We start from the raw sequence: 15,156 nt of genomic DNA on the forward strand, positions 1-15,156 counted from the left end.
GACAGGAACCGTGACTGCCGCTTGTGACACCAAAGCTCGCAAGTACCCGTATGCCGATACCAACCTCGACCTCCGGCAAGCCTTGAAATGCTTCTAAAAATACCAGCAGCTATATTACTGGCTGCTGCAATGTCAGCAATCTGGTTATAAAAAATCGAATTAATGTTCGCCAGTTGTAAATAGAACCCCACAAAACAACAACCACCAAACACAAAACCAGCATTTTGTATAGCTGCTATATCTGACAGTTTACAAAATATTGATATTGGTCTTATATGAAACATCCAGGCATTTCACATCGAAAGATGTGGCCTGGATTTCCCTGCTAAAAATATGGAGAGTGTAATCATGAGCAACACCGCCTTGAAAGCTCGCTGTGCCCCTTCAGCTCTGGATGAAGTATTTACTGCAAATCTGGAAGATAGCTCTAACTTTGTCGCCACACTGACCGAACTAAGAAGCTCGTCAACCCCAGGTCGAGGTGAAATTTGGGTCGTGATTGCGACTGATCGGAGAGACAACAATGCAAAAACTTTCACCATCACATTTTCAAAAGACATTCAAAGTAACATCGGGAAAATCACTGACGGCGATGATGAGGTCTCGCTTTTCTATAACAACTATGAAGACTTGAACAACCCAACTCTTCAAAAAGCCAGAGCAGGGACGATCCAATATACATTGAATCTCGAAAATATGACCTTCATTGGCAATTTCAATGCTGATATAGATAAATCTGATGGGACCGGACATTATTTGTGCAGAGGGCACTTCAATACAGTTCTTAGTCGTTCCAGCCCGACGCTCATTCGCTAAACCGAAAAAATAAGGGCCTCGGCATTCAACCCTGGCCCTTTTATACCTATTTACAAGCCTGGATATGCGTAACAGCCCTCTACCACTTGAATTGCACGCCCACAGTGCCTCCCATTGGCATTTCAATATTCTTACCATTCATGTATTCAATTTCTGCATGCGCTTGCCAACGTCCCGACAGATTGATTGCAATGCCCGCCCCGACCTCAGCCCTCGACCCTGAAAGATCATTGTTGAACACGTTATTATTGACCTTGACTTCGTTGTTCGTCGAAAACTCATGGGCGAATGCCCCTCGAACATAAGGCTGTAATTTAGTACCGCCATTCAGCTGCAAATCACGCCCGACTGTGACCCCGGCCTTGCCGAGCAAGGAACGTGTACGATCGCCTTCGGCCTGCAAGCCATTATCCAGTTTGTAATCCTTGCCCTGAATTACCACCGCGGACCACTGAGTGAAAGGTTCGATGAAGTAGCTTTTCTCCAACTTGATATGGCGCCCCACTTCCACAGAGCCACCGATGGCGCTGTTGTCATAGTCGCCTTTGGAACGTTTGCCGTCAGTCATCCCGACCTTTGTCCGGGTTGAAACGCAGTTCTCCCATACGACTGCGCAATGAGGTCAATTCACCGTACCAAACGGTTGGAGCGGTATTAAACAAAGCCGCCACTGCACGAGTGGAGGGGCTTATCGTGCGACTCTCAGGATCCAGGAACCAGTCATTGCCGGTTCCGCCCTGTTTCAACCCATAGGAAAACGTCCCCAGATCAACTTGACCCTCAGCATTGGCCAACGAGAATCGGGCATCCCCACCTGCGGTGTGAACAACCTGGATGGGCTGGCCGCTGGCTGGTTCGCTGCCGGTACTGGTAATCAGCAATTGATGATCACCGGTTGCGGTACCGGTGACATTTAGAGAATCACTTTGATTGGTAGTGAAGTTGACCCCCATCTCAAACAAACCGCTTCCAGACAGGTTATGGACACTCAATTGGAAAAAATCGTTATCAGCACCCAGTTTCACCGTGCCACCGTTCAGCACAAGGTCACCGACCTGGCTGTTGCCCGTCAGGTTCCACCTGGACGTGGCATCAATGCCAGCCGTGCCAACACCATTCAGGACACCGCTCAACTGCGAACCCTGCTGTAGCGAGACAGTCGCAGTGCTACCCGCATCAGCGCTCACATCTCCTATCAGCGAAGCGCGGGTAAAATTCAATGAAGTATTGCTGTTATCAGATACCAGGACACTGCCTGTCAGGGCACTGTGCTCCACGTTAAGTGCAGCATCGCTCGAGCCCCTGACGTCCAGAATCGTTCCGTTACTACCGCCCAGTGTTGACCCATTGAGAACATCAATTCGAGATACGGGCGCCGATATGCCGGCGTTGTCGACTACGATGGCTGCGCCGCTCTTGCCTTCGACACTCGATTGATCCAGTCGCAATTGACTGGCCGGTAAACCCGCAGCTTCCAATCCCAATGTCACGCCGTTTTGTGCGCCAATAATGTGTGAGCCATTTACCGCAGTCGTTGCACCACTGAGCAAAGTGAGGCCGGTACTGCCCGTCCCCGTGCCCTCTAGCGTCGACTTATCCAGGGCAAGTGTGCTGAAGGCCGTTACGCGAGCGCCTCCCGTTACACCGATGACGCTGCTGTCTGTCAGCGTGGCACTTGAGCCAGTGTTCGTGCCGACAGCATGCCCCACCTGCAAGCCCAGCCGATTGCCGCTGATTGCACTGCCGTTGATCGTGGCAGTGCTGTTGACAAGTTCCAATCCCGCACGTGCATTACCTCCAACTACAGTCGTGTTGATCAGGCTGACCGTAGACCCGCGACTGGCCGAGATCTGTTGAGTCACCGCACCACTCGCATTCAACGTCGATTCAAACGCGGTGACATTGAGCGTCTGAGCCCCGTCGACGTTCAAAGTAGCATTTTGAGAAAGAACCCATTGCTCCACGCTGGAGCCATTTGTAATCGTTTGAGTGCCGCCTACCAATGTTCCGGCGTTTACGGTCTGAGACATCAACAATGGAAAAAAACACAGCGAGGAACCACCCAGCCACATTTTCGTCATCGTTATTTGGGTGGCATCTTTTTTTGACCACATAAAAGAGTTTTCCGATTTTTTGTTCCCTGAAGAACGAAGAAATGAAATTTGAGAACGAGCGGATGCCGTCCGTAAACGTCGGCACACTACAACCATCCGCAACCCTGGTATGTAGGAATACTCTGCGAAAACAATAGGAATATGTTACCTACTGCAATAGGAAAAATACCGGGAGAGCGTACTCTCCCGGCAAACACTCAGTCAGCCTTCATTGGTTGGAGTACCCTCACAGTAATTTCCACTGTCATTCAGTAACGAAACTTCATTGAGGAAACTCAATGATTGAGTCGGCATACCAGAAATGGTGACTTCATACCAAATTTTTATATATCCATTAGCTAGACCGGAGCTGCGCGGCGGCTGAATGGGTTTTAACTTCGTCAAGTATGGCTGGATGTGTTCTACAAAAACACCACTCGTTTCGGCGCCGGTTATTGTGTAATTTTTACTGAATTCAGTACCGCTAATTTCCTTCAGGCCTTGTGCATCCTCAGTACCAACCGATTTTACTGTTACAACTGTGTTTGTCGGCATGTAAGTCGGATCAATCGTAACCTCTACTGGCAACTCAAAATTGGGGCGAGTCAGGTACCGGCATGATACGTATCCATTGAACAACTGGACTGTCGGCTGGGGCAGAGTAACCCGAACGTTATCAATGATCACCTCTGTGTCAGGCGACTTGATTACATTGCGGCCGCCCGTCTCTTCGATCGTCCAGTACGCAATTGCTGTACCAGGACCTGCTGCGTCAATCTCGGAAGGATCTATCGTAAAGGTCAAGTCGGTTACCGTACCAGCCGTTAGCAAAACACTATGTATCTCCTTTCCGTTGAACCAGAGCTTTGCAGTTTCATCGCCTATTGGCGTCCAAAATACGGGGGTGGTAATCATTGGAGTATTAATGTTCGCGTCTTCACCTCGGTCATCGGCAGTAATGTGGTTTGGCGTATTACTGGGGCCTACAACGGTAACCTTGGTCATATTGGGATTTTCCCGTCCAGGGAAAATCGGATTTTCCGGGCCTCGGTAAGTAAAATCGAGGGCTGAAAAAGTATCGGTCGAGCGAAGTAACGGTTCCAGGCCACGAGTAAATTGATAATTGGCGATAATCGAGACCTCCGCTGTAGCAGACCCCCAAAGTGCCAACAATCTACTGGTAGAGATCTGGAACTGCAGAGTCCTTGGTGTCGTCCCCAAGGTCTGACTACCCAGAGAAACCGGTAACGTTCCGTTGGCGACTGTCGGGGTAATCCGATCATTCCCCTGGCCGTTAAGGGTATACGGTACATTCACAAAAACAGGGGTCTCAAGATCCTCCAGATCAATGACATCCGGCGAAATACCCTTGGGAATTACACAAGGGATCAACGAAGGTGGCGGAAGACGCCGAACATTAAATGAGCCCGAAAGAGCGGGGTCACTTTCATTACGCACCACATCACGCAATACGTACCAGATAAAATAAAGCGAATCGATTTCCGGAAGCTTATCCCGTGGAATATTCACAGTGGGCGAGGTCAACGCTTGACTATGGACAGGTGTACCAGTCCCATAGTTAGTGTCGATATAGACATCAATCACATCGTCCGGACGATAAAACTCACAGCCTGTATTGACGGTTAGAGAAAGCTGCGTGTTATCTCTTAGCCAAACATCGTCAATCGTTCCACGCGGCGGCAAGTTTTGAAAAACAACTGCGTCCGGTTTAAACTTGGTGCCGGAGGGTTTATCCTGTTCAGGAGCAGTACGATCAATCTCCGCCGTCACCCACTGCAACGCATCCGGATTACCATCACTGCCTTTATAAAAGATAAATTGATATTGGTAAGTCGTTGAGATCTTTGTCAGATCATCATCGACAAGCGCAATTGTAGGCACTGGAATATTAAGAAGCTCCGGCCGGCCTGTTACTGCCCCAAATATACCGCCGCCGACTAATACGGGAGTTCCTGACGCTCCTTTGCGCTGGAAAAGCTCCCATTCATCATCATCGTGAGGCGCAACGATTGTTTTAGTGTCGAATCTTACAGTCATCGGCCCCGGATCCAGAATCTCTTTTGGAATCAGATCGTCGACAATCTTCCCAACAATTATCGGAGCCTCGGCCGTAATGCCTACGTTAACCGTAGACGTGCGCAACGCCAAACGAGCACGCTTGGCTATTTCCTGGGCTGTTAACTTTGTTCCTTTACTGAATTTCTCTTGAATAGTCATATTTATTCTCCGAACAAAATGTCCAAGTCAAATCAATCCCGGTACGCTAACAACTCGACGAGAACAGCACGGAAGCTCATCAATAACTTTCACCAGGAGACAGACCACCTGTATAGCAATCACAACGGCACAACAAAAACCAATGAAAGGACAATCGCTTTATATCTCATGGTGCACTACCACAGGGAATGTCCTCACCGGGTATAATTCGATCTATTTTCACAACACCATTGTAAGATTTCGCAATCGGCACACCGTTTCTAACAATCGTATATCGCGAAACGCCTGAATCGTTATCAAACATGGGTCTTACGTAGGGATCGAAAGGTATATCAAAGACAAAACCATTAACCGCATCGTTTTCACTTAATATTTTGCGCAGCTCGTATAATGGGGTCAACGCCGGTGGTGCGCCATTGAGTGTGGCAAAGCCCTGCCATTCCAACACAAACTCGTCAAATTCTTTGAAAATGAGTTCAGCCGATATCTGCAGTCTGATTTTCTCCCAAACAGGCGGGCTTTCCGGGCAAAGTGGAGTGCAGTTTATATACCCCCACAAATTTGCATCCGGAAAGCCGGGACTTTTAAGGGACGGGACGAGAGTATGATCAATCGTCAGTGTCTTTATAGGTGATGGATCTTCATTCCCATCATACCCCTCAAGTACATACTGAATAAAAGCGACCCCATCCACGCTCATTCTTTGCGGAGTCAGTGGAAACGTAAACTCCGGTTTGTCGTCTACCTGTGTGTATGTCTCCGTATATATTTCGTCTCTAACACTGTTTTGTGTCCAATAGATGTGAAGAATCGTAAAACGCCCCGGCCGATCCGGAAAACGATCCCATCGAGGAATCCTTATAGTCGTCCCATTGATTAGTTGCTCCAAGGAGATCCGGCCTGCTGGATCGGATTCGCTGACACCATCTATCCGCAAACCCGCAGCGGTGACTTGTTCATTGGATCGTGACATCGCAGATTCTCGCTCTGTGAAGTGTTCTCATTGCATATTTCTTGTTGAAGGCGTTTTCAGATATTAAGCGCGATTTCCTTAAAACTGCCTACTGACAGATCTGACAGGTATTGATACCGTCTGTCGGAAACCGCGTAAAGATCTACAGAAGACTTGCTTGACGACAGTCAGGTTTATCGTGTTTCCTGAAACCGGTTTCAGATACTCCTACAAAAATAAGGTCAGTCCTTTGAACGACTTCTCCGCCGCCCAACGCAGCCGCGTCACCATGCTCGACGTCGCCGAACACGCCGGCGTCTCCAAAGCCAGCGTCTCGCGCTTCATCGGCGATGACCGCGCCCTGCTCTCTGATGCCACTGCGTTGCGCATCGAGCAGGCAATCGCCGAACTCGGCTATCGCCCGAACCAGATGGCCCGCGGTTTGAAACGCGGGCGAACCCGCCTGATCGGCATGCTGGTGGCCGATATCCGTAATCCTTATTCGATTGCCGTGATGCACGGGGTGGAAACCGCCTGCCGTCAGCACGGCTACAGCCTGGTGGTGTGCAACACCGACCGCGATGACGAGCAGGAACGCCAGCACCTGGCCCTGCTGCGTTCCTACAACATCGAAGGCTTGATCGTGAACACCCTCGGTCATCACCGCGACGAATTATGTGAACTGCATCGGGAAATGCCGCTGGTGCTGGTGGATCGCAAGGTCGAGCAGCTGGAGAGTGATCTGGTCGGGCTGGACAATCCTGCCGCCGTTGAAATGGCCCTCACCCATTTGCAAGAGCGCGGCTATCGCGACGTGCTGTTGGTGACCGAGCCGTTTGACGGCACGAGTTCGCGGATCGAGCGGGTTAGCAGTTTCAAGGCGCAGATCGAGCAACGCCCGACTCTGCGCGGCACCCTCCTCGAAACCGGTAGTGAACTGACCGTCAAACTGAAAACCTTCCTCGAAACGCCAGGCCCCGGCCCGAAAGCGCTGTTCTGCGCCAACGGAATCGCCGCGTTGGCCAGCACCCATTCGTTGCGTGAACTGAAGTGCAATCTGTTCGAGGACGTCGGCCTGATCGCCCTCGATGATCTGGATTGGTATCCGCTGGTGGGCAGCGGGATCACCGCCCTCGCCCAGCCGACGGCCGAAATTGGTGCCAGCGCGTTCGAGTGTTTGCTCAAGCGTTTGCGCGGTGATGACGGGCCGGTGCGGACCCTGGATTTTTCGGCAAAGTTGATTGTGCGTGGGTCGACTCTTGGAGATTGTCGGTGACTGGACTGGCCCCTTCGCGAGCAAGCCCGCTCCCACAAGTGCACCGCGTTCCAAGGTGGGAGCGGGCTTGCTCGCGAAGAGGCCCTCAAGAACACCGCACCACCCAGACAGCCATTTTTTTTGAACAAAAATGAAACCGGTTTCAGAGGTATACAACAATGAATAAACCACCCGTTTCCATCAGCCTGTCGAGCTACGGCGCCGACCTTGTTCGCCAACGCGGCCAGGGATCGTTTATTGAGGTGTTGGCCGCCGCCGGCGCCACGCGCATTGAATGGCGCGAAGAACTGCTGACCGTCGAAGACCCCGCGCAACTGGCCGATGCCACACAGGCCCAAGGCCTCGAAAGCGTGTATTCCTCGCCGATGGAATTGTGGCTGGCCGGCCAGTCCAAACCCAATCCCGAACTGATCTCTGCGTTAAAGCGCGCCCAGGCATTCGGTGCCAAATGGCTGAAAGTGTCCCTGGGCTATTTCACCGACAACAGCGACCTCCAGACCTTGGCCCGCGTACTGGGAAAAAGTGCGGTGCAGTTGCTGGTGGAAAACGATCAAACCTTGCACGGTGGCAGGATCGAACCGTTCCAGCGCTTTTTCGCTAAAGTCGAGCAACACAGCCTGCCGGTCAAAATGACCTTCGACATCGGCAACTGGCATTGGCAAGACCAGTCCGCCGCCAGCGCCGCGCGGTTGCTCGGTCGCCACGTCGGCTACGTGCACTGCAAAGCCGTGACGCGCCGGGCCGACGGCAAACTGGTCGCCATACCGCCGGCCGCCAGTGACCTGCATGTGTGGGAACAACTGCTGCGGCACATGGCCCAAGGCGTCATGCGGGCGGCGGAATATCCGCTGCAAGGCGACGACCTGGTGCAGTTGACCACCGAGCACGTCGCCACCCTCGCCCGCCTCGGTCAAACCCGGTTGGAGAGCGCTCATGTCTGAGATCGATATTCTGTCGTTCGGCGAAACCATGGCGATGTTTGTCGCCGAACACAACGGTGATTTGGCCGACGTCGGCCACTTCCACAAACGCATTGCCGGGGCCGACAGCAATGTTGCCATTGGCTTGTCGCGGTTGGGTTTCAACGTGGCCTGGCTGAGCCGGGTAGGCGCTGATTCGCTGGGACGGTTCGTCATCGATACTTTGGAGAAAGAAGGCCTGGATTGCAGCAACGTCGCCATCGACACCGCGCACCCAACCGGTTTTCAACTCAAGTCGCGCACCGACGATGGCAGCGATCCGGTGGTCGAGTATTTCCGCCGAGGGTCTGCGGCGAGTCATCTGTCGCGGCAGTCGATCGCGCCTCAATTACTGAACGCCCGGCACTTGCACGCCACTGGCATTCCCCCGGCACTGTCCGAAACGGCCCGGGAAATGTCTTTCGAATTGATGACCCGCATGCGCGATGCCGGGCGCAGCGTGTCCTTCGACCCGAACCTGCGTCCGAGCCTGTGGGCCAGCGAGCAACGGATGATTACCGAGATCAACCGCCTCGCCGCCCTCGCCCATTGGGTGCTGCCGGGGCTGAGTGAAGGCCGCTTGCTGACCGGTTTTGAAGACCCGGCCGACATCGCGGCGTTTTACCTCGATCAGGGCGCTGAAGCCGTGGCGATCAAACTGGGCCCGCACGGTGCGTATTACCGCACCCATCTGGATCAGGGTTTCGTGGCGGGCGTGCCGGTGGAAACGGTGGTCGACACCGTCGGTGCCGGCGATGGATTTGCCGTCGGCATGATCAGCGCCCTGCTGGAAAACCACAGCTTTGCCGACGCTGTGAAGCGTGCCAACTGGATTGGCAGCCGCGCGGTGCAGAGCCGTGGGGATATGGAGGGGTTGCCCAATCGCCTCGAAATGTCTGCCGAGTTTGAGGCCGCCATCGTCGGATCGCCGCCCGGAGACAAGCTCGCTCCCACATTGGATCGGGTTCAAACACAAATCACCTGTGGGAGCGAGCTTGCTCGCGATGAGGCCCGCACAGTCACTGAAAATCTTTAACCCGTTACCTGCTGCGACAAAAACAACAAGCTCAGGAGCACCACTATGAAAACCGCAACACTCGCCGCCCGCCGCTGGTGGTACATCATGCCCATCGTGTTCATCACCTACAGCCTGGCGTACCTGGACCGCGCCAACTACGGGTTCGCTGCCGCCTCCGGGATGGCCGCCGACCTGATGATCACGCCGGGCCTGTCGTCGATGCTCGGCGCGCTGTTCTTCCTCGGCTACTTCTTCTTCCAGGTGCCGGGCGCGATCTACGCCCAGAAGCACAGCGTAAAGAAGCTGATTTTCGTCAGCCTGATTCTCTGGGGTGGTTTGGCCACGTTGACCGGGATCGTCTCCAACGCCTACTGGCTGGTCGTGATTCGCTTCATGCTCGGCGTGGTCGAAGCCGCGGTGATGCCGGCGATGCTGGTGTACCTGTGCCACTGGTTCACCCGTGCCGAACGCTCACGCGCCAACACCTTCCTGATCCTCGGCAACCCGGTGACCATGCTCTGGATGTCGGTGGTGTCGGGTTACCTGGTGCAGCATTTCAGCTGGCGCTGGATGTTCATCATCGAAGGTTTGCCGGCGGTGCTTTGGGCGTTTATCTGGTGGCGCCTGGCCGATGATCGCCCCGCTCAAGCCAAGTGGTTGAGCGATCAAGAGAAGCAGGATCTGCAAAGCGCTTTGGCTGCCGAACAGGTCGGTATCAAAGCGGTGAAGAACTACGCCGAAGCCTTCCGCTCGCCAAAAGTGATCATCCTGGCCTTGCAGTTTTTCTGCTGGAGTATTGGCGTTTACGGCTTCGTACTTTGGCTGCCCTCGATCCTCAAGGCCGGCGCGCAGATGGACATGATCGAGGCCGGCTGGCTCTCCTCGCTGCCGTATCTGGCGGCGGTGATCGGCATGCTGCTGGTGTCCTGGGGCTCGGACAAATTGCAGAAGCGCAAACGCTTTGTCTGGCCGCCACTGCTGATCGCCTCGATTGCGTTCTACGGATCCTACGCTTTGGGTGCCGAACACTTCTGGTGGTCCTACACCTTGCTGGTGATCGCGGGCGCCTGCATGTATGCGCCGTATGGACCGTTTTTCGCCATCGTCCCGGAAATACTGCCGGCCAACGTCGCGGGTGGCGCCATGGCGCTGATCAACAGCATGGGTGCGCTCGGCTCGTTTGGCGGTTCGTATCTGGTGGGCTACCTGAACAGCTCCACCGGCTCGCCGGGTGCTTCTTATCTGTTGATGAGCGGCGCGTTAATGCTCTCGGTGGTGCTGACGATGTTCCTCAAACCCGGCGCCAGTGACCGGGTCGTGGCCAAGGCCGTTGTGCAACGGTCGACGGCTGCTCATTCCTGAATTGAAGTTGAGATGATGACGATGAAAAAGCAGGTTGTGCTGTACAAGAAACTCTCGCCGCTGCTGATGGCTCGCCTGCACGAGCAGACCGAGGTGACGCTGATCGACAACCTCAATGCCGACGGCCTGGCAACGCTGCGCGAGGCCCTGCCCCGCGCCCACGGATTGCTCGGTGCAAGTCTGAAACTGGATGCCGGATTATTGGATCTGGCTCCGGACCTGGAAGCCATTGCCAGCGTCTCCGTGGGGGTCGACAACTACGACATCGACTACCTGACCGAACGACGGATCCTGCTCAGCAACACCCCGGACGTACTCACCGAAACCACGGCCGACACCGGTTTCGCGCTGATCCTGGCGACCGCCCGGCGCGTGGTGGAACTGGCGAACATGGTTCGCGCCGGTCAGTGGAAGCGCAATGTCGGTCCCGCGCAATTCGGTACCGATGTACACGGTAAAACCCTGGGCATCATTGGCATGGGGCGGATCGGTGAGGCCCTGGCCCAGCGTGGGCATTTCGGGTTTGGCATGCCGGTGATTTATCACAGCCACTCGCCGAAACCGGCGGTCGAGCAGCGGTTCAACGCGCAATACCGCAGCCTGCCGGCGCTGTTGCAGCAGGCGGATTTCGTTTGCCTGACATTGCCGCTGACCGCTGAAACCGAAGGGCTGATCGGGGCCGAGCAGTTTGCCCTGATGCGCCCCGAAACCATCTTCATCAATATTTCACGGGGCAAGGTGGTTGACGAGGTGGCGCTGATCCAGGCCTTGCGTGAAGGGCAGATTCGCGCTGCGGGGCTGGATGTGTTCGAACGCGAACCGCTGAACACTGACTCGCCGCTGTTGCAACTGAACAACGTGGTGGCGACGCCGCACATTGGTTCGGCGACGCATGAAACGCGGGAGGCGATGGCCACGTGTGCGGTGGACAATCTACTGGCGGCGCTAGCGGGTGAGCGGCCGGCGAATCTGGTGAACGCCGGGGCGTGGAAGGCTTGATGGATTTGGCGTTTGTTAGATAGTTTTCGCGAGCGAGCCCGCTCCCACATTTGATCGCGGTCGAATGTGGGAGCGGGCTTGCTCGCGAAGGGGCCATCAAAGCCAGCACAACTTCAGGCCCGACGCGCCTCCAGAAGGTCCGCCGCACACAACGCAATCCGCTGGCACGCATCCGCCAGCTTCAGCTGATCCACCACCAATCCCAGTCGAATATGCCCCGCCGCGCTCGGGCCGAACGCTTCACCCGCCAGCACCGACACGCCATAACCTTCCAACAGCCGCTCGGCAAAACTCTGGGCACACAACCCGGTCTGGCGCACATCGATCATCACGAACATGCCGCCATCAGGCCGGATCGGCCGGATGCCCGGGCAATCACTCAGGCTCGCGCACACCAGGTCGCGACGCTGGCGATACTCCTCGCGCATCAACGCCACTTCCGGCAGATCCTCATCCAGCGCCAATTGCGCGGCGTTCTGAATGAAATCCGGAATGCCAAACAGCATGCACAACGACAGGTGCACCAAGTGTTCGGCCAAAGGTTTCGGCCCGATCACCCAGCCCACACGCCAACCGCTCATGGCGTGGGATTTGGACAGGCTATTGATGGTCGCCGTGCGCTCGGCCATGCCCGGCAGGCTCGCCGGGCTGATGTGTTCGCCTTCGTACAACAGATCGCTGTAGACCTCGTCGCTGATCAACCACAAGTCGTGACGAACACACAGCGATGCCAGTTCCTGCCAGACCATCAGTGGCAAACTGGCGCCGGAAGGATTGTTCGGACTGTTGAGCACGATGGCGCGGGTTTTAGGCGTGATCAGCGCTGCGACATCCGCCGGATCAACCCGAAAGCCGTTCTCGGGGCGCACCGCCACCGGCACCACTTTGGCTGCGCAGGCGCCGAACACGCCTTCATAAGTCACGTACATCGGTTCGGCGACGATCACTTCATCGCCCGGGTCGAGCAGGCATTGCGCGACCGAATACACCGCACATTGCGCGCCCGGCAGCACGATCACATGATCGGCATCCACCGCTTGACCACTGCGACGTCGATGACGGTTGGCAATGCTACCGCGCAACCCTCGACTGCCACGTACTGACGGGTAGTGGGTGTCACCGGCCAACAAGCTATCGATGCACGCCTGAACGATGGGCTGCGGCGTATCGAAGTCGGGATCGCCGATCGATAGCAGCAGCACATCAACGCCCTGCTCGATTAATTCCAGTGCTCGGTCATGAATCTGCCAGGCCGCTGCGCCGTCACCGGCAATTCGTTTGGTCAAGGCTGAATAGCGCATGTATTTCTCCAGTCGCGCGGGTTCCAAGCCACAACCCTATCTCAAATCACGAAACGCGCCACCATGGCATTTAAATCCACGGCCAGGCGCGACAGTTCGTGCGTCGCGGCGCTGGTCTGGTTGGCGCCGGCGGCAGACTGGGTGGCCAGGTCGCGGATGTTCACCAGGTTGCGGTCGACCTCGCGGGACACCTGGGCCTGTTCTTCGGACGCGCTGGCGATCACCAGGTTGCGCTCGTTGATCAATTGGATCGACTGAGTGATCTGCTCCAGCGCAACGCCGGCGGCGCGGGCCATTTCCAGGGTGCTTTGGGTGCGTTGATTGCTTTGTTGCATCGACGCGACCGCGTGGCCGGTACCGTTCTGAATGCCGGCGACCATTTTTTCGATTTCCTGGGTCGATTGCGCCGTGCGATGGGCCAGCGCCCGGACCTCGTCCGCCACCACCGCAAAACCGCGCCCGGCTTCACCGGCACGGGCGGCTTCGATTGCAGCGTTCAGCGCCAGCAGATTGGTCTGTTCGGCGATGGCGCGGATCACGTCCAGCACCTTGCCGATGTCGCGCCCCTGAGCGGCCAGGCCTTCGATCATCACCGAGGTGTTTTGCACATCGTGGGTCATGGTCTGGATCGCGCCGACGGTTTCCACCACACGGTCGCGACCTTCGCGGGCGGCCTGAGTCGACTGGTTCGAGGCTTCGGACGTCGACACCGCGTTGCGTGCCACTTCTTCCACGGCAGCGGTCATTTCGTTGACGGCGGTGGCGGCCTGTTCGATTTCGTTGTTCTGCTGTTGCAGACCGCGGGACGCTTCTTGGGTGACCGTGCTGAGTTCTTCAGCGGCGGCACCCAGTTGGGTGGCGGAACCGGCGATCTGTTCGATGGTTTTGCGCAGGTTGGTTTGCATCGTGGACAAGGCACCGAGCAAACGGGCCGGTTCGTCCTTGCCGTCGATGTCGATGGTTTTAGTCAGGTTGCCGCCCGCAATGTTTTCGGCCGCCTGGAGTGCACGGTTGAGCGGCGTGACGATGCTGCGGGTCAGCAGCCAGGCCAGCAGCACGGTCATCAGCGCCGCAGTCACCGCCACTGCGATGATGCCGGTAACGGCGTTGCTGTAGTGCTCGCCCGCTTCGGCCGCGGCGGTTTTCGCATATGTGTTGTTGAACGCTACCAGTTTGTTCAGCTGCTCGCCCATCTGGTCCGTACCGTCCTTGATCCGGGTGTTGATCAGCGTGCGCATCTCATCGAGTTTGTTCTGCCGCGACAGCTCCAGCATCTGATTCTGGTCTTGCATATAGCTGTCCAGTGTTGTCGTGAACGTCTTGTACAGCGCGGCTTCTTCCGGGGTGGCCGGCAACGCTGCATAACTGGCTTGTGCGCTGCGAACCTTGTCGACCAGCAAGCCGGTACGTGTCTGGGCTTCCTGCAACGCGTTCGGATCACGGTTGACCAACACCCGGAAAGAAAGAATGCGCAGGCGCAGGATGTTTTCTGTCAGGTTACCGAGAAACACGATGCTGGGCAGCTGCGTGGTTGCCATGTCGATGGAGGCTTGGCGGATGGTCGACATGCGGTTCACGGCAAACACACCCAGCACGATGACGAGCAAGGCAATGAAGGAAAAACCCAGGAAGGCTCGAGGCGCGATATTCAGATTACGCAGTGACATAGGATGATTCTCGGGTGATGGGGCTACGAGCATCCTTGCGTGATCGCTGAAGGGCGGGCGGTGGCGCACGCGCTTTCAGTTTGGCGCCACTGTTGGAATAGGTTTGTGTGGGCCTATTGGCTGTATCGGCTGGGGATGAGGATTCCTGCGGGGATTTGGAGAAAAATATTTCACCGGATTACGAGTGTTTCAACCATGAAACACTCTAGCTCTATGTAGCAGCTGCCAAGCCTGCGAGGCTGCNNNGTTCGACTGCGCAGCAGTCGTGAAGTCATGCGGCGCGGTGTGTCAGGAAAAACCGGTTGCCGGATTTACGACTGCTTCGCAGTCGAACGCAGCCTCGCAGGCTCGGCAGCTGCTACAAGCGATCGTACGGCTTCAGGCTTTGCGAGCGGCCACCCGCCAAACCCGCGCAACATCACTGGCCCGTTCCCGTAACAACCGGGGCGCCTCGGCACACGCCTGCTCCAGCGTC

Annotated in this window: 12 protein-coding genes and 1 pseudogene (1 of these 13 running past the window's edge); 6 read left to right on the plus strand and 7 right to left on the minus strand. The window is 55.9% G+C overall.

Annotation, left to right across the window (positions count from 1 at the left end; genetic code table 11):
• Positions 1-348 precede the first annotated feature (348 nt).
• Positions 349-816 carry a hypothetical protein gene (locus E3W21_RS12580; RefSeq protein WP_134420102.1) on the plus strand — a complete coding sequence of 156 codons (468 nt, stop codon included), beginning with the start codon at positions 349-351 and terminating at the stop codon, positions 814-816.
• A gap of 79 nt (positions 817-895) precedes the next feature.
• Here the strand turns inward: E3W21_RS12580 and E3W21_RS31760 are convergent, their stop codons facing one another.
• The 4 genes from E3W21_RS31760 to E3W21_RS12595 form a co-directional block, all read right to left on the minus strand.
• Complete coding sequence (locus E3W21_RS31760; protein ID WP_256661552.1) at positions 896-1,384, minus strand: autotransporter outer membrane beta-barrel domain-containing protein; 489 nt, start codon at positions 1,382-1,384, stop codon at positions 896-898.
• Positions 1,377-3,017 carry a pertactin-like passenger domain-containing protein gene (locus E3W21_RS12585; protein WP_256661553.1) on the minus strand — a complete coding sequence of 547 codons (1,641 nt, stop codon included), beginning with the start codon at positions 3,015-3,017 and terminating at the stop codon, positions 1,377-1,379. The genes E3W21_RS31760 and E3W21_RS12585 overlap by 8 nt, the downstream gene beginning before the upstream one ends.
• Before the next feature lie 114 nt (positions 3,018-3,131).
• Positions 3,132-5,147: a hypothetical protein gene (locus tag E3W21_RS12590; RefSeq protein WP_134420104.1), complete on the minus strand. Its 2,016-nt coding sequence runs from the start codon at positions 5,145-5,147 to the stop codon at positions 3,132-3,134.
• Between the two features lie 166 nt (positions 5,148-5,313).
• Complete coding sequence (locus tag E3W21_RS12595; protein WP_134420106.1) at positions 5,314-6,120, minus strand: hypothetical protein; 807 nt, start codon at positions 6,118-6,120, stop codon at positions 5,314-5,316.
• Between the two features lie 229 nt (positions 6,121-6,349).
• On the opposite strand from E3W21_RS12595, the gene E3W21_RS12600 reads away from it, so the two are divergent.
• The 5 genes from E3W21_RS12600 to E3W21_RS12620 all read left to right on the plus strand — a co-directional run bounded on the left by E3W21_RS12600 (position 6,350) and on the right by E3W21_RS12620 (position 11,713).
• The gene (locus E3W21_RS12600; RefSeq protein WP_134420108.1) at positions 6,350-7,375 is read left to right on the plus strand and encodes a LacI family DNA-binding transcriptional regulator; all 1,026 of its coding nucleotides are present in this window, start codon (positions 6,350-6,352) and stop codon (positions 7,373-7,375) included.
• Positions 7,376-7,533: 158 nt separating this feature from the next.
• A complete protein-coding gene (locus E3W21_RS12605) occupies positions 7,534-8,316 on the plus strand; it encodes a sugar phosphate isomerase/epimerase (protein WP_134420110.1) in 783 nt (260 codons plus the stop codon).
• Positions 8,309-9,370 (plus strand): sugar kinase, encoded by a 1,062-nt coding sequence (locus E3W21_RS12610; RefSeq protein WP_134420112.1) that lies wholly within the window; start codon positions 8,309-8,311, stop codon positions 9,368-9,370. The genes E3W21_RS12605 and E3W21_RS12610 overlap by 8 nt, the downstream gene beginning before the upstream one ends.
• 45 nt (positions 9,371-9,415) lie before the next feature.
• A complete protein-coding gene (locus tag E3W21_RS12615) occupies positions 9,416-10,714 on the plus strand; it encodes an MFS transporter (RefSeq protein ID WP_134420114.1) in 1,299 nt (432 codons plus the stop codon).
• 21 nt (positions 10,715-10,735) lie between these two features.
• The gene (locus E3W21_RS12620) at positions 10,736-11,713 is read left to right on the plus strand and encodes a D-glycerate dehydrogenase (RefSeq protein ID WP_134420116.1); all 978 of its coding nucleotides are present in this window, start codon (positions 10,736-10,738) and stop codon (positions 11,711-11,713) included.
• Between the two features lie 113 nt (positions 11,714-11,826).
• Here E3W21_RS12620 and E3W21_RS12625 read toward each other — a convergent pair whose 3' ends face one another.
• The 3 genes and pseudogenes from E3W21_RS12625 to E3W21_RS12635 form a co-directional block, all read right to left on the minus strand.
• Positions 11,827-13,014, minus strand: a complete 1,188-nt coding sequence (locus E3W21_RS12625) for a pyridoxal phosphate-dependent aminotransferase (RefSeq protein ID WP_134420118.1) — start codon at positions 13,012-13,014, stop codon at positions 11,827-11,829.
• Positions 13,015-13,055: 41 nt separating this feature from the next.
• Positions 13,056-14,681, minus strand: coding sequence for a methyl-accepting chemotaxis protein (locus tag E3W21_RS12630; protein WP_134420120.1), 1,626 nt, complete (start codon positions 14,679-14,681; stop codon positions 13,056-13,058).
• Between the two features lie 378 nt (positions 14,682-15,059).
• A pseudogene (locus E3W21_RS12635) lies at positions 15,060-15,156 on the minus strand (glycerate kinase) (it continues 1,051 nt past the right edge of the window).

Source organism: Pseudomonas sp. F01002, from assembly GCF_004402115.1.
GTDB lineage: Bacteria > Pseudomonadota > Gammaproteobacteria > Pseudomonadales > Pseudomonadaceae > Aquipseudomonas > Aquipseudomonas frigoris.

Coding starts and splice junctions, on each gene's coding strand:
- E3W21_RS12615 (WP_134420114.1), top strand. CDS start 9,416: ATGAAAACCGCAACACTCGCCGCCCGCCGCTGGTGGTACATCATGCCC.
- E3W21_RS12590 (WP_134420104.1), bottom strand. CDS start 5,147: ATGACTATTCAAGAGAAATTCAGTAAAGGAACAAAGTTAACAGCCCAG.
- E3W21_RS12595 (WP_134420106.1), bottom strand. CDS start 6,120: ATGTCACGATCCAATGAACAAGTCACCGCTGCGGGTTTGCGGATAGAT.
- E3W21_RS12620 (WP_134420116.1), top strand. CDS start 10,736: ATGAAAAAGCAGGTTGTGCTGTACAAGAAACTCTCGCCGCTGCTGATG.
- E3W21_RS12625 (WP_134420118.1), bottom strand. CDS start 13,014: ATGCGCTATTCAGCCTTGACCAAACGAATTGCCGGTGACGGCGCAGCG.
- E3W21_RS12605 (WP_134420110.1), top strand. CDS start 7,534: ATGAATAAACCACCCGTTTCCATCAGCCTGTCGAGCTACGGCGCCGAC.
- E3W21_RS12580 (WP_134420102.1), top strand. CDS start 349: ATGAGCAACACCGCCTTGAAAGCTCGCTGTGCCCCTTCAGCTCTGGAT.
- E3W21_RS31760 (WP_256661552.1), bottom strand. CDS start 1,384: ATGACTGACGGCAAACGTTCCAAAGGCGACTATGACAACAGCGCCATC.
- E3W21_RS12630 (WP_134420120.1), bottom strand. CDS start 14,681: ATGTCACTGCGTAATCTGAATATCGCGCCTCGAGCCTTCCTGGGTTTT.
- E3W21_RS12610 (WP_134420112.1), top strand. CDS start 8,309: ATGTCTGAGATCGATATTCTGTCGTTCGGCGAAACCATGGCGATGTTT.